Raw genomic sequence first — 21,778 nt, forward strand, 5'->3', positions numbered from 1 at the left:
CTGCCAAAAAAGTGACTCGCCGTAAGGGCGAAAGGGGCCCGAACGTCCAACAAATCAAATGGATAAGTCCACAACCCATCCCGTACACAACCCGTTACCGCTGATGCACACACCGCCCAGCCGCATACGTCTCCAGCACCGTCCGATCATCCCCAAGCGTCGTCAGCACAAACAACGTCTCCTCAATCCCCCCCGACTGCTCCAGGCGATACTCAAGCAGCGGCGTAGCCTTGAAGTCCAGCACCACAAAGTCCGCATCATTCCCCGGACGCAAACTCCCCACCTGATCCTCCAGGCGCAAAGCCCGCGCGCCACCCAGCGTCGCCAGGTACAACGACTTGAACGGATGCAACCGCGCCCCCTGCAACTGCATCACCTTGTAAGCCTCATTCAACGTATGCAGCAGCGAAAAACTGGTCCCCGCGCCAACATCCGTGCCCAGCCCGACGTTGACCTTGAACTTCTCCGCCTGCGGCAAGTTGAACAAGCCACTGCCCAGGAACAGGTTCGATGTCGGGCAGAACGCCACCGCCGAGCCTGTTTCCGAAAGCCGCTGACACTCCTCATCACAAAGATGCACGCCATGGGCAAACACCGACCGCTCACCCAGCAACTCGAAGTGATCGTAGACGTCCAGGTAACCCTTCTGCTCCGGGAACAAGCCCTTGACCCAGTCGATCTCCTGCAGGTTCTCGGAAAGGTGCGTATGCATGTACACCCCCGGATGCTCCTTCAGCAGCTGGCCGGCCATCGCCAATTGCTCAGGCGTGCTGGTCGGGGCAAAGCGCGGAGTAACCGCGTAGTGCAGCCGGCCCTTGCCATGCCAGCGCTGAATCAACGCCTTGCTCTCGGTGTACGACGACTCCGCCGTGTCGGTCAGATAATCCGGCGCATTGCGGTCCATCATCACCTTGCCGGCGATCAGTCGCAGGTCCAGCCGCTCGGCCTCTTCAAACAGGGCGTTGACCGACTCCGGATGCACGCTGCCGAACACCAGCGCAGTGGTGGTGCCGTTGCGCAGCAGCTCCTGCAGGAAGATCTTCGCGACCTTGTCGGCGTGCGCCTTGTCGGCGAACTGCTTCTCGCAGGGGAAGGTGTAGGTGTTCAGCCAGTCCAGCAACTGCTCGCCATAGGAGCCGATCATGCCGGTCTGCGGGAAGTGGATATGGGTGTCGATAAAGCCCGGGGTGATCAGGGCATCCTGGTAATGCACCACGTCGATGTCGGCATCCAGCGTCGGCAACAGGTCGCTGGCGTGGCCGAGGGCGCTGATGCGGCCTTCGTCGACCACCAGCAGGCCGTCCGGGTAGTACTCGTAGGATGCCTCCAGGCCGACTTCGGCAGGGTCGCCTACGCTGTGCAGGATGGCGGATCGGTAAGCTTTGCGGGTTGCGCTCATAACACTCTCGTCAATTGGCGTGGCTGCGGCGCGACGGCGGCAGCAACTGAGCAATGGGGCCGGCATTGACCGCAGCGTCGTGCTGGCCAAAACAGGCGTTGTAGGTGGCGATGATTTCGCCGGCAATCGACACGGCGATCTCGATCGGCAATTTGCCTTTGACCTCGGCCAGGCCCATCGGGCAGCGCATGCGTGCTACCACCGCATCGTCATAGCCGCGATCACGCAGGCGATGCTCGAACTTGGCCCGTTTGGTCTTCGAGCCGATCAGGCCGAACCAGGTGAAGTCGTTGCGCTTGAGGATGGCCGCGGTCAGCTCCAGGTCGAGCTGGTGGTTGTGGGTCATGACGATGCAGTAACTGCCGGGCGGCAGTGCGGCCACTTCGTCGACCGGCTCCTCGCTGATGATGCGGCTCACGCCGGCGGGGATCAGCTCCGGGAATTCTTGCTCCCGTGAGTCGATCCAGCGCACCCGGCAGGGCAGGGCAGCCAGCAAGGGTACCAGAGCCCGACCGACGTGGCCCGCGCCGAACACGGCGATCTCGGCCTGCACCGCCGCCATCGGCTCGAACAGCAGCACGGTAACGCCGCCGCAGCATTGGCCAAGGCTTGCGCCGAGGCTGAAGCGCTCCAGGTGCGGGGTGCTGCGCTGCTCGTCGAGCATCTGCCGGGCGATGTGCAGGGCCTTGTACTCAAGGTGGCCACCACCGATGGTGTCGAACAACTGGCGGGCGCTGACGACCATCTTCGAGCCAGCATTGCGCGGGGTCGAGCCGCGCTCTTCGATGATGGTCACCAGCACGCAGGGTTCACCGCGAGCTTGCAGGTCGGCGAGGGCGTTGATCCATTGGTGCATGATACAAAACCTCAGTTGGCTTCAACTCAGCCTCGCGCAGCACAGCGCTGCGCGGGGCTGCCTGCGGTCACGATGTGACAGGTTCCACGTGCTGCTCAGCGGGCTGCTGCACGGCCAGGGTCTGGCGCATCTGCTCGCAGCCCCACAGGACCCGCTCAGGCGTGGCCGGCGCGTCGATGTTGGGTTGCGCGCGGTAGTCGGCGATGCTGGCAACGGCGTCCTTGATCGCGCACCAGGCGGCGATGCCGAGCATGAACGGCGGCTCGCCGACGGCCTTGGAATGGAACACGGTGTCTTCCGGATTCTTGCGGTTCTCGACCAGCTTCACCCGCAGGTCCAGCGGCATGTCGGCGACTGCCGGGATCTTGTAGCTGGCTGGGCCATTGGTCACCAGCTTGCCCTTGGCGTTCCACACCAACTCTTCGGTGGTCAGCCAGCCCATGCCCTGAATGAAGCCGCCTTCGACCTGACCGATGTCGATTGCCGGGTTCAGTGAGTCGCCGACGTCGTGCAGGATATCGGCGCGGAGCATCTTGTACTCGCCGGTCAGGGTGTCGACGATGACCTCGACGCAGGCTGCGCCAAAGGCGAAGTAGTAGAACGGCCGGCCGCGTGCCTGTGAGCGGTCGTAGAAGATCTTCGGCGTGCGGTAGAAGCCGGTAGTCGACAGCGACACCTGGGCAAAATAGGCCTGCTGCACCAGCGTCTCGAAACTGATCAACTCTTCGCGCACGCGCACATGGCCGTTGCGGAATTCAACGTCTTCTTCGGTAACGTTCCAGTGCCGGGCGGCAAACTCGACCAGGCGCTTCTTGAGGATTTCCGCCGCGTTCTGCGCCGCCTTGCCGTTCAGGTCGGCGCCGCTGGATGCAGCGGTCGGCGAGGTGTTGGGGACCTTGTCGGTGTTGGTCGCCGTGATCTGGATGCGGTCGATCTCGACCTGGAACACCTGCGCAACCACCTGCGCAACCTTGGTGTTCAAACCCTGGCCCATCTCGGTGCCGCCATGGTTGAGGTGGATGCTGCCGTCGGTGTAGATGTGGATCAACGCGCCGGCCTGGTTGAGGAAGGTGGCAGTGAACGAGATGCCGAATTTGACCGGCGTCAGCGCCAGGCCTTTTTTCAGCACCGGGCTGTGCTCGTTGAAGTGGCGGATCGACTTGCGCCGTTCGGCGTAGTCGCTGCTGGCCTCCAGTTCGGCGGTCATTTCCTCGATCAGGTTGTGTTCGACGGTCTGGTAGTAATGGGTGACGTTGCGCTCGGTCTTGCCGTAGTAGTTGGCCTTGCGCACGTCCAGCGGGTCACGGCCCAGCTGGCGGGCAATGTGGTCCATCACCTGCTCGATGGCGACCATGCCTTGCGGCCCGCCGAAACCGCGGTAGGCGGTGTTGGAGGCGGTGTTGGTCTTGCAGCGGTGGCCGTTGACGGTGGCGTCGCCAAGGTAATAGGCGTTGTCCGAGTGGAACATGGCGCGGTCGACGATCGAGCCGGACAGGTCCGGCGAGTAGCCGCAGTTGCCGGCGAGGTCAAACTGGATGCCGTGCAGGCGGCCGTCGTCATCGAAGCCGACGTCGTACTCGACATAGAACGGGTGGCGCTTGCCGGTCATGGTCATGTCTTCGACCCGTGGCAGGCGCATCTTGGTCGGCTGGCCGGTCAGGCGCGCGATCACCGCGCACAGGCAGGCCGGGCTGGCGGCCTGGGTTTCCTTGCCGCCGAAACCGCCACCCATGCGGCGCATGTCGAGGACGATCTTGTTCATCGGTACATCGAGCACTTCGGCGACCAGTTTTTGCACTTCGGTCGGGTTCTGCGTCGAGCAGTACACGATCATGCCGCCGTCTTCGGTCGGCATCACCGAGGAGATTTGCGTTTCGAGGTAGAAGTGCTCCTGGCCACCGATATGCAAGGTGCCTTGCAAGCGGTGCGGGGCGCTGGCCAGGGCCGCAACCGAATCACCGCGCTGATGGGTATGGCTGTCGAGTACGAAGTGCTTGTCGCGCAGTGCTTGAACAACATCCAGCACCGGCTCGAGGTCTTCGTATTCGATAATCGCCGCCATCGCCGCACGGCGCGCGGTTTCCAGATCGCGGGCAGCTACCGCCAGCACTGGCTGGCCGAAGAACTCGACCTTGTCGATCGCCAGCAACGGATCGCCGGCGACCACCGGGCCGATATCCTTGAGGCCGGGGATGTCTTCATGGGTGATGGCGATGCGCACGCCTTCAAAGGCGTAGCACGGCGCGGTATCGATACTCAGGATGCGCGCGTGGGCACGGTCGGCCGTGCGCGCATACACATGCAACTGATTGGGGAATTCAAGGCGGTCATCGATATACACCGCTTCGCCGCTGACGTGTTTGTCGGCGCTGTCGTGCTTGACGCTGCGGCCGACGCCGGTGGTCAGGTCCTGGCGGAACAGCTCGGCCATCTCGGCCTGGCTCTTGACGGCATGATGATTAGACATAGTCGGTCACCCGGGTTTCGATGTGCGGCGATTGCAGTTCGATGAAGTACTTGCGCAGCAGGTTCTGCGCGGTCAGCAGGCGGTATTCCTTGCTCGCGCGGAAGTCCGAGAGCGGGCTGAAGTCTTCGCCCAGCGCCTGGCAGGCACGTTCAAGGGTGGCCTGATTCCATGGCTTGCCGCGCAGTGCGGCCTCGCAGGCGCGGGCCCGTTTGGGGATCGCGGCCATGCCGCCAAAGGCAATGCGCACGCCGCTGACCACACCGTTTTCGATGCTCAGGTTGAACGCTGCACAAACTGCCGAGATGTCGTCGTCCAGCCGCTTGGAGACCTTGTAGGCGCGGAACGTCCAATCGTTGCTGGCGCGCGGCACGATGATCTTCTCGATGAACTCGCTGTCCTGGCGCGCCGTGATGCGGTAGTCGATAAAGTAGTCTTCCAGTGGCAGCACGCGCTGGCGTTGGCCCTGGCGCAGTACGACCTGGGCATCCAGGGCAATCAGCAGCGGCGGCGAGTCACCGATGGGCGAGGCGTTGCCGATGTTGCCACCGAGGGTGCCCTGGTTGCGGATCTGCAACGAGGCAAAGCGGTGCAGCAGGGCGCCAAAATCCGGGTATTCGTCGCTCAGCGCGCCATAGCAGTCGGTCAGCGGCGTGGCTGCACCTATCTCCAGGTGAGTGGCGGTTTTGTCAATGCGCTTTAGTTCGGCGACGTTGCCGACATAGATCATCACCGGCAGGGTCTTGTGGAACTGGGTCACTTCCAGCGCCAGGTCGGTGCCGCCGGCGAGCAGGCGCGCTTCCGGATGCGAGCTGTACAGGTCGGCCAGGTCGGCAACGGTCAGCGGCACCAGGCAGCGCTTGTCACCGCTGTTCAGTTCGCCGGTTTCTGACGGGGCGATGGCTTTGAGGCGGGCGATGGTTTGCGCCTGCTGCGCATCGAACTGGTCGCGGCACGGCGTGGCGCAGCTCTGTTCGGCAGCGGCGAGGATCGGCCGGTAGCCGGTGCAGCGGCACAGGTTGCCGGCGAGGGCTTCCTGCGCCTGCTGGGTGTCGGCGCCGTTGCTGTTCTTCTGCAAGGCAAACAGCGACATGACAAAGCCGGGGGTGCAGAAGCCGCACTGCGAGCCGTGGCAGTCGGCCATGGCCTTTTGCACGCTGTGCAGTTCGCCCTGATGCTTGAGGCCTTCGACGCTGATCAATTGTTTGCCGTGCAACGACGAAACGAAGGTCAGGCACGAGTTGAGGCTGCGGTAGCGCAGGCTCTGGCCGTCTTCTTCGAGCTCGCCGACCACCACTGTACAGGCGCCGCAGTCGCCACTGGCGCAGCCTTCCTTGGTGCCTGATTTGCCAAGGTGTTCGCGCAGGTACTGCAGCACGGTCATGTTCGGGTCCAGGGCGTGCTCATTACGCAGCTCCTGGTTTACGAGAAACTGGATCACGGGGGAGGCCTCGCAATGGTTTTATTGTTGTTCCGGCGGACTCTAAGCAGGCTTGATCGCCGGGTCAATGATTTTCTGACTCAAAGGTCAAGAAGTCGCGCATAGTGCGTCCGCACCAAACAGTGTGCCTTTTACCAAGCATAGATCGCGCCTGATTGCCGGCCCGGCTTGCCTACGAATAAAGCGCAGCGCCCCTCTGCGCGACTGCCAGACAAGTGCGCTACAATCCGCCGCTTGTGCCCAGTTCAATGATTTTGAAGGAAAACCATGACGTTCAAGGCGCCGGACAGTCTCTCCGAGCAGATTGCCCACCATCTGGCCGAGCGGATCATCCGCGGCGAGCTTGCCCCGGGTGAGCGGATCCAGGAGCAAAAGGTCACGCAGGCCCTGAACGTCAGCCGCGGCTCCGTGCGCGAGGCATTGTTGATCCTTGAACGTCGCCATCTGGTGGCGATCCTGCCGCGACGTGGCGCTCACGTTACCCGGCTTGACGAGCGCAGTGTGCGCAGCCTGTGCGCGTTGATGGGCGAGTTCTACATCCTGCTCGGCAACGCCGTTGCCCAGAAATGGCGCACCGATGCCGACCTGATGCCGTTTCTGGGCATTCAGCAACGCTTGCAACAAGCCTACGCCGCCACCGACATCAAGACCTTCGTCGCCGAAAGCTTCGCGGTGATGCGCGCTGCTTATCCGTTCGCCGACAACCCGTACCTGCAGGAAACCGTCGAGAACCTGCAGCCCGCCATGAGCAGGGCCTATTATCTGGCGCTGGATCAACGCCAGGCCAATATGCTCGACTACCTCGACCTGTTCGATCGCCTGCTGCAGGCGGTGGTTGCGCGCGATACTGCGCTCATTCGCGAAGTGCTGGTTGCCTACTGCCAGCGCAGTTGCGAGCTGGTGCTGGCCGCGTTGGCACGGGCCTGATCGATGCGCTTGAAGTGCATTCGCCTGGCCGGGTTCAAGTCGTTCGTCGACCCGACTACGGTCAACTTCCCCAGCAACATGGCCGCCGTGGTTGGGCCCAATGGCTGTGGCAAGTCCAACATCATCGACGCGGTGCGCTGGGTGATGGGCGAAAGCTCGGCCAAGAACCTGCGCGGCGAGTCGATGACCGACGTCATCTTCAATGGCTCGACCAGCCGCAAGCCGGTCAGCCAGGCCAGTATCGAGCTGGTGTTCGACAACAGCGACAACACCCTGGTCGGCGAGTACGCCGCCTACGCCGAGATCTCGATCCGGCGCAAGGTGACCCGCGACGCGCAGAATACCTACTACCTCAACGGCACCAAATGCCGTCGTCGCGATATCACCGATATCTTCCTCGGTACCGGTCTGGGACCGCGCAGCTACTCGATCATCGAACAGGGCATGATCTCCAAGCTGATCGAGGCCAAGCCGGAAGAGCTGCGCAATTTCATCGAAGAAGCCGCCGGCATCTCCAAGTACAAGGAGCGCCGCCGCGAGACCGAAACCCGTATTCGCCGCACCCAGGAAAACCTCGCCCGCCTGACCGACCTGCGCGATGAGCTTGGGCGCCAGCTCGAGCGCTTGCACCGCCAGGCCCAGGCCGCCGAAAAATACCGCGAATACAAGGCCGAAGAGCGCCTGCTCAAGGCGCGCTTGTCGGCCCTGCGCTGGCGTGAGCTGGACCAGAGGGTGCAGCAGCGCGGCGCCGTCATCGGTGACCAGGAAGTGGCCTTCGAAGCACTGGTGGCCGAGCAGCGCAATGCCGATGCCAGCATCGAACGCCTGCGTGACGGCCATCATGAGTTGTCCGAGCGCTTCAATCAGGTTCAGGGCCGCTTCTATTCGGTGGCGGGGGACATCGCCCGGGTCGAGCAGAGCATCCAGCACGGCCAGCAGCGCCTGCGCCAGTTGCAGGACGACCTCAAGGAAGCCGAGCGCACGCGGCTGGAAACCGAGTCGCACCTGGGCCATGACCGCACCCTGCTGGCGACCCTCGGCGAAGAGCTGGAGCAGCTTGAGCCCGAGCAGGAGATGACCCTCGCAGCCGCCGAAGAAGCGGCTGCCGTGCTTGAAGAGGCCGAACTGGGCATGCACGGCTGGCAGGAGCAGTGGGACAGTTTCAACACCCGCTCTGCCGAGCCGCGGCGCCAGGCCGAGGTCCAGCAATCGCGCTTGCAGCAGCTGGAAACCAGCCTCGAGCGCTTGGCCGAGCGCCAGCGCAAGTTGGCTGACGAACGCGATCAGCTCAGCGCCGACCCGCAGGACGCGGCCATGCTCGAGTTGACCGAACAGGTCGCCAGCAGTGAGCTGCTGCTGGAAGAACTGCAGCTCAGCGAGCAGGACGTGCTCGAGCGCTTAGAAGCCGTGCGTGAGCAACTGCAGCAGCTCAACCAAAACCATCAGCAGTTGCAGGGCGAACAACAGCGTCTGGGCGGTCGCCTGGCGTCGCTTGAGGCGCTGCAGCAAGCTGCCCTTGAGCCTTCTGCCGGTGCTGGTGAGTGGCTGCGCGAGCAAGGCTTGCAACAACGTCCGCGCCTGGCCGAAGGGCTGCGCGTCGAAGCCGGCTGGGAGCTGGCCGTCGAGACCGTACTGGGTGCCGACTTGCAGGCAGTGCTGGTCGACGACTTCAAACAACTGGACTTCGCCGCACTGGAACAAGGTGATTTGCGCTTGTTGCTGGCGGCTGGCGAGGGCGCTCGGGTGCCCGGCAGCTTGCTCGACAAGGTCGAAGGGCGCACTGATCTCAGCCCTTGGCTGAGCCAGGTGCGTCCGGTCGAGACCCTCGAGCAGGCGCTGAGCCAGCGCGCAAGTCTGCTGGCTGGCGAAAGCCTGGTCAGCCGCGATGGCTACTGGGTGGGCCGGCATTTTCTGCGCGTCAGCCGCGGCAGCGAAGCGCAAGGCGGCATGCTCGCCCGCGCGCAGGAGATCGAACAGCTGGCCGAGCAGCAACTGCAGCAACAGGAGCAGCTGGACCAGTTCGAGCAGCGCCTGCACAGCCAGCGCGAGCAACAGCGTGACCTTGAAGAGCAGCGCGAACAATTGCGCCGCCGTAGCCAGGACGAAAACCGCCAGCTCGGTGAGTTCAAGGCACGCCTGTCCGCTGGCCGCGCCCGCGCCGAGCAGTTGGAGCTGCGTCGCCGCCGCCTCGAAGAAGAATTAAGCGAGCTCGGTGAGCAGCGCGCCATCGAGCACGAACAGCTCGGTGAGGCGCGGCTGATCCTGCAAGAGGCCCTCGACCTGATGGCCGAGGACACCGAGCAGCGCGAGCAACTGCTGGCCCGCCGCGACACCCTGCGCGAAGGCCTCGACCGCATCCGCCAGGAAGCCCGCCAGCACAAGGACCACGCCCACCAGCTGGCCGTGCGCCTGGGCTCGCTGCGCGCCCAGCACGACTCCACCCGGCAGGCGCTGGAGCGGCTGGAGCAGCAAGCCGAACGCCTGAGCGAGCGCCAGGAGCAGTTGAGCCTGAATCTGGAAGAGGGCGAAGCGCCGCAGGAAGAGCTGCGCCTCAAGCTTGAAGAGCTGCTCGAGCGGCGCATGAGCGTCGATGAAGAAATGCGCCTGGCCAGGTTGCACATGGATGAAGCCGACCGCGAATTGCGCGACGCCGAAAAACGCCGCACCCAGGCCGAGCAGCAGTCGCTTCTCCTGCGCGGTCAGCTTGAGCAGTCACGCCTTGAATCGCAAGGCCTCGACCTGCGCCGCAGCACCTTGCAGGAACAACTGCTGGCCGACGGTTTCGACCTGCAAGGCGTGCTTGCCACGCTTGAAGACGAGGCCAGTGAAGCTGCCACCGAACAGCAGCTCGAGCAAATCGAAGGGCGTATTCAGCGCCTGGGTGCGATCAACCTGGCAGCCATCGAAGAGTACGAGCAACAGTCCGAGCGCAAACGCTATCTGGATGCGCAGGACGCCGACCTGGTCGAAGCGCTCGAGACCCTGGAAAACGTCATCCGCAAGATCGACAAGGAAACCCGCACCCGCTTCAAGGATACCTTTGATCAGATAAATGCCGGTTTGCAGGCACTTTTTCCAAAAGTTTTCGGCGGTGGTAGCGCTTACTTGGAACTGACGGGCGAAGATTTACTCGATACTGGGGTGACAATCATGGCGCGCCCGCCGGGCAAGAAAAACAGCACCATCCATTTGCTGTCGGGTGGCGAGAAAGCCCTGACTGCGCTGGCGCTGGTGTTCGCTATCTTCAAACTCAACCCGGCACCGTTCTGCATGCTCGACGAAGTCGATGCGCCGCTGGACGATGCCAACGTTGGGCGGTACGCGCGGTTGGTCAAGGAAATGAGCGAGACCGTGCAGTTCATCTACATCACCCATAACAAGATCGCCATGGAGATGGCCGATCAATTGATGGGGGTGACGATGCACGAGCCGGGCTGTTCACGTCTTGTTGCAGTTGATGTAGAGGCGGCAATGGCCATGGTAGACGCCTGATAAGCGACGTTGAGGCGTTTTCAGCAGCTAAAACGCCTGTCATGTGTGACAGACGGTGTAAAGTTGCCTTTGGTCGTGCTAGCTTTACCGTCACGTGTATTCTGCGTGGGTAAAACGCCTGTCAGAACATAGAGTTGGCGCCACGTGTTAAAGGGCTTTGAACCCTTTGTTTTCAAGCATATTTTTTTATAGAGGCACGGGATTAAATGGAAATCGGTCTGCGCGAGTGGCTGATCGTCATCGGCATCATTGTCATCGCCGGTATTCTTTTCGACGGCTGGCGTCGCATGCGTGGTGGCAAAGGCAAGTTGAAATTCCGTCTCGACCGCAGCTACTCCAATGTTGCGGACGAAGAAGGCGGCGCTGAAGTGCTTGGCCCGGCACGTGTGCTGGAAGGCCAGCACAAAGAGCCCGAGCTGGATGAAACCGACCTGCCGTCGATGAGCGCAGGGCGTGAGCGCGAGCGCGAAGCCAAACCGGTCAAGGCCGCCAAGCGCGGCAAGCGCAACAGCGAGCCACAGCAAGGCGATCTGAGCCTGGCGGCCGAGCCGCGTGAGCCTGACCTGTTCGCCGAGCCTGACAACGCCTACGAGACCGACAACAACCGCAACAGTGGTTTCTCCTCGAGCTCGTCCAGCAGCAGCGTCAAGGAGCTGCCACCGGCTGAGGAGGTGCTGGTGATCAGCGTGATCTCCCGTGACGAAACCGGCTTCCGCGGCCCAGCCCTGTTGCAGAACATTCTCGAGAGCGGTCTGCGTTTTGGCGAAATGGACATCTTCCACCGTCACGAGAGCATGGCCGGTCACGGCGAAGTGCTGTTCTCGATGGCCAACGCGGTCAAGCCAGGTGTGTTTGACCTGGACGACATCGACCATTTCAGCACCCGTGCGGTGAGCTTCTTCCTCGGCTTGCCAGGCCCGCGCCATCCCAAGCAGGCCTTCGACGTGATGGTTGCTGCTGCGCGCAAGCTGGCCCATGAGCTCGATGGCGAACTCAAGGATGACCAGCGTAGCGTGTTGACGGCGCAGACCATTGAGCATTACCGCCAGCGTATCGTTGAGTTCGAGCGCCGGGCGCTGACTCAGAAACGTTGATTTAACCGTGCGGGCAGGGTCGATAGCGATTCTGCCCGCAGTGATTTATGCGCTAGAGCAGCTTTGGGGCTGAGTGGGGCAGGTGGGCGCGGCGGTGCCTGGATTGGGGCCGCTATGCGGCCCTTTCGCGACACAAGGCCGCTCCTACAGGGACCGCGTCGTGCTTCAGCCATGCTTGGTCCTGTAGGAGCGGCCTTGTGTCGCGAAAGGGCTGCGCAGCAGCCCCCATCCGCTGAACCCACCCAAACCCGCTCTTGTGCCCAGCAAGAGAACACCCTCATGACCGCCGAAACCCGCATCCACCAGCTGCGCGCCGAGCTCGACCAGCATAACTACCGCTACTACGTCCTCGACGAGCCCAGCATCCCCGACGCCGAATACGACCGCCTGTTCAACGAACTAAAAGCCCTCGAAGCCGAACACCCGCACCTGGTCACCCCGGACTCGCCAACCCAGCGCGTCGGCGGCAGTGCCCTGGCGGCTTTCAGCCAGGTCCGCCACGAAGTGCCCATGCTCAGCCTGGGCAACGCCTTCGAAGAAGCTGATCTGCGTGAATTCGATCGCCGCGTGGTCGACGGCCTCGACCAGCCCGGTGCAGTCGACTACAGCTGCGAGCCCAAGCTCGACGGCCTTGCGGTCAGCCTGCTGTACCGTGATGGCCAGCTGGTGCAAGGCGCCACTCGCGGCGACGGTACCACCGGCGAAGACATCAGCAGCAACGTGCGCACCGTACGCAACATCCCGCTCAAACTGCAGGGCAGTGGCTGGCCAGCCGTGCTCGAAGTGCGCGGTGAAGTGTTCATGAGCAAAGCCGGCTTCGACCGTCTCAACGCCAGCCAGGCTGCCATTGGCGGCAAGACCTTCGCCAACCCGCGCAACGCCGCCGCCGGCAGCCTGCGCCAGCTGGACTCGAAGATCACCGCCAGCCGCCCGCTGGAATTCTGCTGCTATGGCGTTGGGCAAACCTCCGAAAGCATCGCCGACAGCCACATCGACACCCTCGAGAAGCTCAAGACTTGGGGCATGCCGATCAGCCGCGAGCTCAAGCACGCCGCCGGCATTGAAGAATGCCTGGCTTATTACCAGGACATCGGCGCCCGCCGCAACGAGCTCGCCTACGAGATCGACGGTGTGGTGTTCAAGGTCAACAGCCTGGCCGCGCAGCGTGAGCTGGGCTTCCGGGCACGCGAGCCGCGCTGGGCGATTGCCCATAAATTCCCGGCCATGGAAGAGCTGACCGAAGTGCTCGACGTCGAGTTTCAGGTCGGCCGTACCGGCGCAGTCACGCCTGTCGCGCGCCTGAAACCGGTCAAAGTCGCCGGCGTCACCGTATCCAATGCCACCCTGCACAACATGGACGAAGTCGCCCGCCTCGGCGTGCATATCGGCGACACGGTGATCATCCGCCGCGCTGGCGACGTTATCCCGCAAGTCATGCAGGTGGTGCTCGAGCGCCGCCCCGCTGACGCCCGTCCAGTGCCCGTGCCGAGCGAATGCCCGGTGTGCGGCTCGCAGGTCGAGCGCACCCAGCTGATCAAGCGCAGCAAAGGCAAAGAGACCACCAGTGAAGGTGCTGTCTACCGCTGCGTTGGCCGCCTGGCCTGTGCCGCGCAGTTGAAGCAGGCGATCATCCACTACGTCTCGCGGCGCGCCATGGACATCGATGGCCTGGGCGAAAAAAGCGTCGAGCAGTTGGTCGATGAGGGGCTGATCCGCTCGCCTGCAGACCTGTATAAGCTGACTTTCGAGCAAATCGTCGACCTCGAAGGCTTTGCCGAGGTTTCCAGCAACAAACTGCTTGAGGCCATCAACAACAGCAAACGACCAAGCCTGGCGCGTTTCATCTACGCCCTCGGCATCCCCGATGTTGGCGAAGAGACCGCGAAGGTCTTGGCGCGCTCGCTGGGCAGCCTGGCGCGGGTGCAGGAGGCGCTGCCGCAGGTACTGACGTACCTGCCTGATATCGGCCTGGAAGTCGCCCACGAGATCCACAACTTCTTCGAAGACCAGCACAACCGCGACGTCATCCAGCAGTTGCTCGACAGCGGCATGCAGTTGCAGGAGGAGGGCGAGCTGGCCCCCGAGTTCGCCGCCAGCACCACCCTCGCCGGGCTGATCGCCAAACTCGATATCGCCTCGGTCGGCCCGACCGGCGCCGAGAAGCTGGTGGCTAAGCTGGGCACCCTCGAGCAGATTATCCAGGCCGACGGTATCGACCTGCGCCAGGCCCTCGCGGCCAAGCAAGCCGAAGCCGTGCGCGAGTTCTTCAAGGTCGAGGCCAACCAACAGCTGGCACGCGCCATCGAAGCACAGCTGCTGAAGTTCGGCATGCACTGGGCCAGCGAGAAGCGCGTGGTCGAAGGCCTGCCCCTGGCCGGGCAGACCTGGGTGCTCACCGGCAGCCTCGAACGCATGAGCCGCGACATCGCCAAGGACAAGCTCGAACAGCTCGGCGCCAAGGTCGCCGGCTCGGTCTCCGGCAAGACCCATTGCGTAGTCGCCGGTCCCGGCGCCGGCTCGAAACTGGCCAAAGCCAGCGAACTCGGGGTCAAGGTGCTCGATGAAGACGCCTTTGTCGGCTTCCTGGCCGGCCATGGCATCGACATCTGACCGCCTCGCGGGACAAGTCATTGAGAAATGATGATTTTTTCTTGATGCAGAGGTTGTAACTTCGTCCCAGAGCGGTACAATGGCGCGGCTTGTCACATGGCAAGTCGCGTTATGGTGGCCCTACCGGTCCCTCCGCATTGATTACCCGTTGACCTGGTCAGATCCGGAAGGAAGCAGCCAAGGCGGGGACATTGAGTGCCGGGGTGTGGCTGGTGGGGCCGCCTCCATTTCAGGGGTCGAAAAATCTTTCGACGCGCCTGCTCCAGCGTTGTCCTTCGCTGCCCAATCCAACTCCCCTCAGTTATTCGAGCGCCGCTCGCGTACACGCACTCCCGCAGCCGCAACCTTCATCAACCGCTGAAACGTCGGACACGCCAGATGATCCTCCTCAGGGCACGCCGCCGCATGCCGCAGCCCTTTGCTCATGGCCTGCAAGCGTTTGACCTGTTCATCGATTTCGTCCGCCTTGGCCTGGAGCATGTCGCGATCGACCTGCAGGTCCACCAGCATCGCCCGCACTTCACTCAATGAAAACCCCGCCGCCTGGCCAAGCGCGATCAAGGCCAGGCGATCGGCCACGTCTGCGGAAAACTGCCGGCGTTGGCCGGGGCTGCTGAGGGGCTCGAGCAAGCCGGTCTTGGCGTAGTAGCGCAGGGTCGAGGCCGGTACTCCGGTGCGTTTGGCGACATCGGCGATGTCCATGATTGGTCCCTTGACTTGAAGTTGACTTCAACTTCTATGCTGCGCGGCATTGGGCTTTTTCGTCAATCTGCGAGGGTGTGTTCATGGGCGTTACGGTTTTCTTGATTTCCACGCTGGTGATCGGCATCGGCGCCACGTTGGTGATGGATGTGTGGGCGATGTTGCTGCGGCGGCTGGGGGTGAGCACGCTCAATTACGCCATGCTCGGGCGTTGGGCGGGGCATCTGCTGCGAGGCAGGGTGCGCCATGTGGCTATCGCCAACGCGGAGCCGATCAGGCATGAGCGGGTGTTGGGCTGGGCGTTGCATTACGCGATTGGGCTGTTGTTCGCCGCAGCGTTGCTGGCGCTGCAAGGGGCCGATTGGTTGCATGCGCCGACGCTGCTGCCTGCGTTGACCTTTGGCCTGTGTACCGTGGTGGCGCCGCTGTGCATTCTGCAGCCGGCGATGGGCGCGGGCTGGTTTGCCAGCAAGACGCCAGCGCCGTTTAGCAACAGCCTGCGTAGTGTGGCCACGCACCTGGTGTTCGGGAGCGGTCTGTACGCAACCGCGCTGCTGCTTTCACGGGTGTGAGCCGATCACCATCGGCGCTGGCGAAGCGGGCGCGTAGTGCTGAACAATGCGCTCCACCTCGCCGGACTGCTTGATCCGCACCAGCGCCCTGAGCAGCGCCTGGGTCGGGCGCGAGGGGGCGCTGCGGACCATACAACCGAGGTTTTGCTCTTCCAGCAGCGCGCGGCTCTGCAGTTGCGCTTCGGCTGGCAGTTGGCGGTTGAACCACTGCAGCGACAACTCATTGCTCACTGCGTACTGGTAGCGCCCGGCCTCTAATTTCTGCAGCGCCAGTTGTTGGCTGCGGCTGTCTTCGCGGCGCAGTTGGCCTCGGCTGAACAGGGGTTGCAGAGTTGGGTAGCTATAGCCGAGTACCGTACCAATGGCTTGAGCGGGCAGGCGCGAGGCATCGACGGGGTCGAGCACGCCGGCGCGGCTCACGAGTAAATCGCGCTGTTCCATCAGCGGCACGCTCCAGATGTACTCGCCAGGGCGTTCGATCAACCAATTGGTTGCGACATTGCAGCGCACGTCGATACTGCCGTCCTCCATGGCTTGCTGCATGCGCAGGCGGGCCAACACGTGGTACTCAGGCCGCACGCCGGCTTCGCGCGCAGCGGCCTGCATCAGGTCATATAGAATGCCTTCGACCGGCTGGCCCTGCTCGATGCGGATCAGCGGCATGCTCCAGCTCTCGGCAATGGCGAAGCGCAGCACCGGTTGCTCGGCCCAGCTGGGCGTGGCGCATAACAGCAGGCTGGCCAGTAGTCGGCGCATGTGTATTCCTCCTTGATCTGCGTCGAACCGTGCATGGCTTAGCGTAGACGAGATTGGCCGGGTGCAATTTCGGCCCCGCTCCGCTAGCATTAGCGATCTTCCGCTGGTTCAGTTTGCGATGGTTTTTGATGAGTTATCAGGTTCTTGCACGTAAGTGGCGTCCGCGCTCGTTCCGCGAAATGGTCGGCCAGACCCATGTGCTCAAGGCATTGATCAATGCGCTGGATAACCAGCGGCTGCATCACGCCTACCTGTTTACTGGTACCCGCGGGGTCGGCAAGACCACCATCGCGCGGATCATCGCCAAGTGCCTGAACTGCGAAACCGGCATCACCTCTACGCCCTGTGGCACCTGCTCGGTATGCCGGGAGATCGACGAGGGGCGCTTTGTCGACCTGATCGAGATCGACGCCGCCAGCCGAACCAAGGTCGAAGACACCCGCGAGCTGCTCGACAACGTGCAGTACGCACCGAGCCGTGGCCGCTTCAAGGTCTACCTGATCGACGAAGTGCACATGCTCTCGACGCACTCGTTCAACGCCTTGCTGAAGACGCTGGAAGAGCCGCCGCCCTACGTCAAGTTCATCCTCGCCACCACCGACCCGCAAAAGCTGCCGGCCACCATCCTCTCGCGCTGCTTGCAGTTCTCGCTGAAGAACATGAGCCCGGAGCGGGTAGTCGAGCACCTGAATCATGTGCTGTCTGCCGAGAACGTACCGTTCGAGGATGATGCACTGTGGCTGCTCGGGCGCGCTGCCGATGGCTCGATGCGCGATGCCATGAGCTTGACCGATCAGGCCATCGCCTTTGGCGAGGGCAAGGTATTGGCCGCCGATGTGCGGGCGATGCTCGGCGCCCTTGATCATGGCCAGGTGTATGGCGTGTTGCAGGCGTTGCTCGAGGGCGATGCGCGAGCGCTGCTTGAAGCGGTGCGCGATTTGGCCGAGCAAGGCCCGGACTGGTCCGGCGTGCTCGCCGAAATGCTCAACGTGCTGCACCGCGTGGCCATCGCCCAGGCATTGCCGGAGGCGGTCGACAATGGTCAGGGCGATCGTGATCGAGTCCTGGCGCTGGCGTCGGCGCTGCCTGCCGAGGACGTACAGTTCTACTATCAGATGGGTTTGATCGGCCGGCGCGACTTGCCGCTGGCACCAGACCCGCGCGGCGGCTTCGAAATGGTCCTGCTGCGCATGTTGGCGTTCCGCCCGGCGGACAACGACGACGCGCCCAGACCGCAGCTAAAGCCAGTGGGGATCAGCCAGGCCACAGCTGATTCAGCAAAAGCGGTGGCAGCGGCAGCGCCCGTCAGCGCGGTTGCAGAGGTGCCGGCCCCAGTTACGTCGCTGGCCCCAGTGGTTGCCGAACCAGTAGTCGAGCAGCCCGTTGCCGAACCAGAGCCTGAGTCAGAGCCAGAGCCAGAGCCAGAACCTGCTGCGCCAGCGCCAGTTGCCGAGCAAGCCATCGACCTGCCATGGGAAGAGCAGGCTGCGCCTGTCGCCCCGGTACAGCCGCCAGCACCAGCACCGGAGCCGCAAGCCAAGCCCGAGCCGCAACCCGAAGCACAGGCACAGCACGCGCCGTCACATGACGATACGCCGCCGTTCGACCCGGCCGCCTACGATAGCGTCGCCATGGACCGCGACGACGAGCCGCCGCTGGACGAGGACTATTACGCAGGCGAAGCCGACCCGGTTGGCTTCAGCTACCTGGACGAACTCGCCGAGCACGTCCAGGAAGACCAGCAGGCGCCGCCTCCCGAGCCCCTGCCAGCCTCCAAGCCGGCGACCGGGCTGGCCCTGCAATGGTTGGAATTATGCCCACAGTTGCCTGTGTCGGGGATGACAGGCAACATCGCCGCAAACTGTACGTTGATTGCCGTCGACGGCGACAACTGGCTGCTGCACCTTGACCCGGCGCAGGGCGCGCTGTTCAACTCCACCCAGCAGCGGCGCTTGAACGACGCGCTCAACCAGCACCTCGGGCGCACCCTGCAACTGAGCATCGAGCTGATCCGCCCGGAGCAGGAAACCCCGGCCCAGGCCGCAGCGCGCAAGCGTTCCGAGCGTCAGCACGATGCCGAAGTGTCGATCGAGCAGGATCCGCTCATCCAGCAGATGATCCGCCAGTTTGGCGCGACCGTGCGGCAGGATACTATTGAGCCCGTAGAGCCTCTGGTCAGCCAGGGGCAATAAACCGCTATCCATGCGGCCGGCACTGCGCCTGGCCGCATCATATGAACCAATCGAGGTATACCCCCATGATGAAAGGTGGCATGGCAGGCCTGATGAAGCAGGCTCAGCAAATGCAGGAAAAAATGGCCAAGATGCAGGAAGAGCTGGCCAGCGCCGAAGTCACTGGTCAGTCCGGCGCCGGCCTGGTCAGCGTGGTCATGACCGGCCGTCATGACGTCAAGCGCATCAGCCTCGACGACAGCCTGATGCAGGAAGACAAGGAAGTCCTCGAAGACCTGATCGCTGCCGCCGTCAACGACGCCGTGCGCAAGGTCGAGCAGAACAGCCAGGACAAGATGGGCGGCATGACCGCTGGCATGCAGTTGCCGCCGGGCTTCAAGATGCCGTTCTAAGGCATTGGCTTTCTTGCAGGACAAAACGCCCGTTGATCGGGCGTTTTTTTTGCGCTGGGTAGACCTTGGCCGGTAACCGCAGCCGACCGAACCCGCAGATGTGGACAGGGGTCAACCACAACACAGGTAGGCCTTGTCGGTATCGGCTGTAGCTGATTTGACGCTGCCTGCCGTGGCCGGTATAAACCGCCTCTTAATTTGTATTGTCAGGCCTCTCCCATGAGCTTCAGCCCACTGATCCGCCAACTGATCGACTCGCTGCGCATCCTGCCCGGTGTCGGCCAGAAAACCGCCCAGCGCATGGCCCTGCAGTTGCTCGAGCGTGACCGCAGCGGCGGCCTGCGCCTGGCGCAAAGCCTGACCCAGGCGATGGAAGGGGTCGGCCACTGCCGCCAGTGCCGCACCTTGACCGAACAGGAGCTGTGCCCGCAGTGCGCCGATGTGCGCCGCGACGACACCCAGCTGTGCGTGGTCGAGGGGCCGATGGATGTGTATGCGGTGGAGCAGACCGGTTTCCGCGGTCGCTATTTCGTGCTCAAGGGGCATCTGTCGCCGCTCGACGGCCTCGGCCCCGAGGCGATCGGCATCCCGCAGCTGATGGCGCGCATTGAAGAGCAGGGCAGCTTTACCGAGGTCATCCTCGCCACCAACCCGACGGTGGAAGGTGAAGCGACCGCGCACTACATCGCCCAGTTGCTGCACGAGAAGGGTTTGGTTGCCTCGCGCATCGCCCACGGCGTGCCGCTCGGTGGCGAGCTGGAGCTGGTCGATGGCGGCACCCTGGCTCATGCCTTTGCCGGGCGCCGGCCGATTGCGCTGTAACTGGCAGCCCCCAGCCGGTTACTTCATCCGCGGCATCTCAATCCGGTGCTCATGCACCCGCCGGTACAAGGTTGCCCGGGAAATGCCCAGCGCCTGAGCCGCATCCGCCGGTTTCCAGCGATGACGAATCAGCGCATCAAGAATCATCTGCCGGGCCGGGCTGGAGACGCTGGTCAGCGCCGGCGCCTGCTGAGCGGTGCCGCGCAACTCTTGCGGTAGATCATCCAGGTGCAACTCACCGCCATCACACACCGCGCAGGCATAGCGCAGCACCTGGCGCAGCTGCCTGAGGTTGCCCGGCCAGCGGTAGCTCAACAGCGCTTCCAGCGCCGCATCGGTCAGCAGCACCTCAACCCCGCAGGCCTGCGCCTCCTCAGCGAGCAGACGGTGGATCAGGTTCAGGCGGTCGTCGCGGTCGCGCAGCGGCGGCAATTCGAAGCGGGCGTTGGCCAGGCGGAAGTACAGGTCTTCACGAAAGCGCCCGTCGCTGACCATCGCTGCCAGGTCACGGTGAGTGGCGCAGATCACCTGAATATCGACGCGCTCGCGCCGGGCCGCCCCCAGCGGTGCCACCTCGCCCTCGGCCAGCACCCGCAGCAGGCGGGTTTGCAGGCTTAGCGGCATGTCGCCGATCTCGTCGAGAAACAGCGTGCCGCCATCGGCTTGCTGCAGCAGGCCCTGCATGCCTTTGCTCGATGCGCCGGTAAATGCTCCGGCAACATAGCCGAACAACTCGCTTTCGATCAGCGACTCCGGGATCGCCGCGCAATTGAGCGTGACAAATGGCCCAGCGGCGCGCTGGCTGAGCTGGTGCAACTGGCGCGCGAAGACTTCCTTGCCGACCCCGGTCTCACCTTGCACCAGCACCGCCAGGTTGCAGTCCTTGACCCGCGTGGCCAGGCGCAGGTGCTGGCTGATGCGCGCGTCTTGCGCCGGCGCCGTGGGTGCTGATGGCGCGCTGCGCCGCTGCGGCGCGCTGACTCGCCCATACAAGGCAAAGCCCGGCAGGCGCTGGGCGCTGGCCTCGCTGGCGCGGCGCAGTTGCTCAAGGTCGAACAGCTCGCCGATGTGTTGCGGCAGGCGCCCGTTGCGTGCCAGCAGGTGCTCGCGGGCGAGGCTGTTGAGCGCTTGCAGGCGGCCTTCGGCATCCCAGGCCAGCAGGTAATCGGGCTGGCTTTCGACATAACCGGGGGTGCCGTGGGCACGCATCACCCAGTGGCCCTGGCTGCTGTGCATGAAGAAGGCGTTTTCGATTTCCCGGGCGGTCTGCTCGACCAGCTGGCGAATCAAGTGCTGGCTGCGCCGATCATCCGGTGACTTCAGCGCGGACACATCGACCACCCCGAGCAGTTCGCCCAGCGGGTCGAACACCGGCGCAGCAGTACAGGTCAGGCCAATGAACGCTGCGCGATAGTGATCACGCTTGTGCACGGTAACCGGCGCCTTGCTGGTCAGCACCGCTGCCACGCCGCAGGTGCCTTCTTCCACTTCCGACCAGCAGGTGCCCAGATACAAGCCGGCTTTGCGGCAGTCAGTGCGGATGCTGCTGTCGACCCGGTAGTCGATGGTGCGGCCCTGGCCGTCGGTCAGCAGCACGCAGTAGTCGGCGCCGCGCACCTGGGCGTGCAGGCGCGCCACGGCGTCGCTGGCGATGCGCAGAAATAGCTCGGCGCGCTCGCGGCATTCGTTGAGCAGGTTTTGCGAAAGGATGCGTGGACCCTGCTGCGAGCCAGGGTCGAGGTGATGCAGCTCCATTGAGCGCCGCCACGAGTCGAGGATCAGCGCGGGCACCGGCACCTGCGGCTGGCGTTCGGCGTTTTTCAGCACGCGGCTGACGCAGTCGACATGGGCTCTGGAGTTCGCGGCAAGCATTCGGGCCTCCGTTTTTTGTTCTTGTCTTTATCGAGCCATTAAGCACCCGCGCGACAGCCGCGACAAGCGCTGCTTGATTGGCGACGCGGCTGAGACGCGGCGTCTCAGCGTCTCGCGGGCGGTGCTGCTGGTGCGACACCCGGCGTCTCGTCGGCAAGCCGCCAACGTGCACTGGACAATCGCTGAA

At 63.6% G+C, this 21,778-nt stretch carries 15 protein-coding genes and 1 other RNA gene; 9 read left to right on the plus strand and 7 right to left on the minus strand.

The window, feature by feature from the left end; translation table 11 throughout:
* Positions 1-94 precede the first annotated feature (94 nt).
* From guaD to xdhA, 4 genes are all read right to left on the minus strand, one after another.
* Complete coding sequence (gene guaD, locus ACQZ2L_RS17565; RefSeq protein ID WP_430327153.1) at positions 95-1,399, minus strand: guanine deaminase; 1,305 nt, start codon at positions 1,397-1,399, stop codon at positions 95-97.
* A 10-nt stretch (positions 1,400-1,409) separates the two neighbouring features.
* Positions 1,410-2,255, minus strand: coding sequence for a xanthine dehydrogenase accessory protein XdhC (gene xdhC, locus ACQZ2L_RS17570; protein ID WP_430327154.1), 846 nt, complete (start codon positions 2,253-2,255; stop codon positions 1,410-1,412).
* Positions 2,256-2,322: 67 nt separating this feature from the next.
* Entirely contained in the window at positions 2,323-4,722 is a 2,400-nt protein-coding gene (gene xdhB, locus ACQZ2L_RS17575; protein ID WP_186698718.1) for a xanthine dehydrogenase molybdopterin binding subunit, read from the minus strand.
* Positions 4,715-6,160 (minus strand): xanthine dehydrogenase small subunit, encoded by a 1,446-nt coding sequence (gene xdhA / locus ACQZ2L_RS17580; RefSeq protein WP_181107630.1) that lies wholly within the window; start codon positions 6,158-6,160, stop codon positions 4,715-4,717. The genes xdhB and xdhA overlap by 8 nt, the downstream gene beginning before the upstream one ends.
* A 267-nt stretch (positions 6,161-6,427) precedes the next feature.
* Here xdhA and ACQZ2L_RS17585 point away from each other — a divergent pair, with 267 nt between their 5' ends.
* The 5 genes from ACQZ2L_RS17585 to ffs all read left to right on the plus strand — a co-directional run bounded on the left by ACQZ2L_RS17585 (position 6,428) and on the right by ffs (position 14,501).
* Positions 6,428-7,087: a GntR family transcriptional regulator gene (locus ACQZ2L_RS17585; protein ID WP_430327155.1), complete on the plus strand. Its 660-nt coding sequence runs from the start codon at positions 6,428-6,430 to the stop codon at positions 7,085-7,087.
* Between the two features lie 3 nt (positions 7,088-7,090).
* Positions 7,091-10,579: a chromosome segregation protein SMC gene (gene smc, locus ACQZ2L_RS17590; RefSeq protein ID WP_430327156.1), complete on the plus strand. Its 3,489-nt coding sequence runs from the start codon at positions 7,091-7,093 to the stop codon at positions 10,577-10,579.
* A gap of 206 nt (positions 10,580-10,785) precedes the next feature.
* Positions 10,786-11,673 (plus strand): cell division protein ZipA, encoded by an 888-nt coding sequence (zipA, locus tag ACQZ2L_RS17595; RefSeq protein WP_430327157.1) that lies wholly within the window; start codon positions 10,786-10,788, stop codon positions 11,671-11,673.
* A gap of 279 nt (positions 11,674-11,952) precedes the next feature.
* The gene (gene ligA / locus ACQZ2L_RS17600; RefSeq protein WP_430327158.1) at positions 11,953-14,283 is read left to right on the plus strand and encodes an NAD-dependent DNA ligase LigA; all 2,331 of its coding nucleotides are present in this window, start codon (positions 11,953-11,955) and stop codon (positions 14,281-14,283) included.
* Positions 14,284-14,404: 121 nt separating this feature from the next.
* An RNA gene (gene ffs, locus ACQZ2L_RS17605) (signal recognition particle sRNA small type) lies at positions 14,405-14,501 on the plus strand.
* Positions 14,502-14,580: 79 nt separating this feature from the next.
* On the opposite strand, the gene ACQZ2L_RS17610 is transcribed toward ffs, so the two are convergent.
* Positions 14,581-14,985, minus strand: a complete 405-nt coding sequence (locus ACQZ2L_RS17610; protein WP_430327159.1) for a helix-turn-helix domain-containing protein — start codon at positions 14,983-14,985, stop codon at positions 14,581-14,583.
* A gap of 83 nt (positions 14,986-15,068) precedes the next feature.
* On the opposite strand from ACQZ2L_RS17610, the gene ACQZ2L_RS17615 reads away from it, so the two are divergent.
* Positions 15,069-15,557 carry a DUF2938 domain-containing protein gene (locus ACQZ2L_RS17615; protein ID WP_430327160.1) on the plus strand — a complete coding sequence of 163 codons (489 nt, stop codon included), beginning with the start codon at positions 15,069-15,071 and terminating at the stop codon, positions 15,555-15,557.
* Here ACQZ2L_RS17615 and ACQZ2L_RS17620 read toward each other — a convergent pair.
* The gene (locus ACQZ2L_RS17620; protein WP_430327161.1) at positions 15,546-16,313 is read right to left on the minus strand and encodes a substrate-binding periplasmic protein; all 768 of its coding nucleotides are present in this window, start codon (positions 16,311-16,313) and stop codon (positions 15,546-15,548) included. The two genes, ACQZ2L_RS17615 and ACQZ2L_RS17620, sit on opposite strands and share 12 nt — an antisense overlap.
* A 128-nt stretch (positions 16,314-16,441) precedes the next feature.
* On the opposite strand from ACQZ2L_RS17620, the gene dnaX reads away from it, so the two are divergent.
* From dnaX to recR, 3 genes are all read left to right on the plus strand, one after another.
* Positions 16,442-18,505, plus strand: a complete 2,064-nt coding sequence (dnaX, locus tag ACQZ2L_RS17625) for a DNA polymerase III subunit gamma/tau (RefSeq protein WP_430327162.1) — start codon at positions 16,442-16,444, stop codon at positions 18,503-18,505.
* 65 nt (positions 18,506-18,570) lie between these two features.
* A complete protein-coding gene (locus tag ACQZ2L_RS17630) occupies positions 18,571-18,897 on the plus strand; it encodes a YbaB/EbfC family nucleoid-associated protein (protein WP_101318032.1) in 327 nt (108 codons plus the stop codon).
* A gap of 219 nt (positions 18,898-19,116) precedes the next feature.
* Entirely contained in the window at positions 19,117-19,719 is a 603-nt protein-coding gene (gene recR / locus ACQZ2L_RS17635; RefSeq protein WP_430327163.1) for a recombination mediator RecR, read from the plus strand.
* A gap of 18 nt (positions 19,720-19,737) precedes the next feature.
* Here recR and ACQZ2L_RS17640 read toward each other — a convergent pair whose 3' ends face one another.
* Complete coding sequence (locus tag ACQZ2L_RS17640) at positions 19,738-21,591, minus strand: sigma-54-dependent Fis family transcriptional regulator (protein ID WP_430327164.1); 1,854 nt, start codon at positions 21,589-21,591, stop codon at positions 19,738-19,740.
* Positions 21,592-21,778 lie beyond the last annotated feature (187 nt).

The sequence above is a fragment of the Pseudomonas shirazensis genome, assembly GCF_050496565.1.
Taxonomy (GTDB): domain Bacteria; phylum Pseudomonadota; class Gammaproteobacteria; order Pseudomonadales; family Pseudomonadaceae; genus Aquipseudomonas; species Aquipseudomonas shirazensis_A.

Excerpts from the sequence above, each read along its gene's own strand:
- guaD (WP_430327153.1), bottom strand. The coding sequence starts at position 1,399 with ATGAGCGCAACCCGCAAAGCTTACCGATCCGCCATCCTGCACAGCGTA.
- xdhC (WP_430327154.1), bottom strand. The coding sequence starts at position 2,255 with ATGCACCAATGGATCAACGCCCTCGCCGACCTGCAAGCTCGCGGTGAA.
- xdhB (WP_186698718.1), bottom strand. The coding sequence starts at position 4,722 with ATGTCTAATCATCATGCCGTCAAGAGCCAGGCCGAGATGGCCGAGCTG.
- ACQZ2L_RS17585 (WP_430327155.1), top strand. The coding sequence starts at position 6,428 with ATGACGTTCAAGGCGCCGGACAGTCTCTCCGAGCAGATTGCCCACCAT.
- smc (WP_430327156.1), top strand. The coding sequence starts at position 7,091 with ATGCGCTTGAAGTGCATTCGCCTGGCCGGGTTCAAGTCGTTCGTCGAC.
- zipA (WP_430327157.1), top strand. The coding sequence starts at position 10,786 with ATGGAAATCGGTCTGCGCGAGTGGCTGATCGTCATCGGCATCATTGTC.
- ligA (WP_430327158.1), top strand. The coding sequence starts at position 11,953 with ATGACCGCCGAAACCCGCATCCACCAGCTGCGCGCCGAGCTCGACCAG.
- ACQZ2L_RS17610 (WP_430327159.1), bottom strand. The coding sequence starts at position 14,985 with ATGGACATCGCCGATGTCGCCAAACGCACCGGAGTACCGGCCTCGACC.
- ACQZ2L_RS17615 (WP_430327160.1), top strand. The coding sequence starts at position 15,069 with ATGGGCGTTACGGTTTTCTTGATTTCCACGCTGGTGATCGGCATCGGC.
- ACQZ2L_RS17620 (WP_430327161.1), bottom strand. The coding sequence starts at position 16,313 with ATGCGCCGACTACTGGCCAGCCTGCTGTTATGCGCCACGCCCAGCTGG.
- dnaX (WP_430327162.1), top strand. The coding sequence starts at position 16,442 with ATGAGTTATCAGGTTCTTGCACGTAAGTGGCGTCCGCGCTCGTTCCGC.
- ACQZ2L_RS17630 (WP_101318032.1), top strand. The coding sequence starts at position 18,571 with ATGATGAAAGGTGGCATGGCAGGCCTGATGAAGCAGGCTCAGCAAATG.
- recR (WP_430327163.1), top strand. The coding sequence starts at position 19,117 with ATGAGCTTCAGCCCACTGATCCGCCAACTGATCGACTCGCTGCGCATC.
- ACQZ2L_RS17640 (WP_430327164.1), bottom strand. The coding sequence starts at position 21,591 with ATGCTTGCCGCGAACTCCAGAGCCCATGTCGACTGCGTCAGCCGCGTG.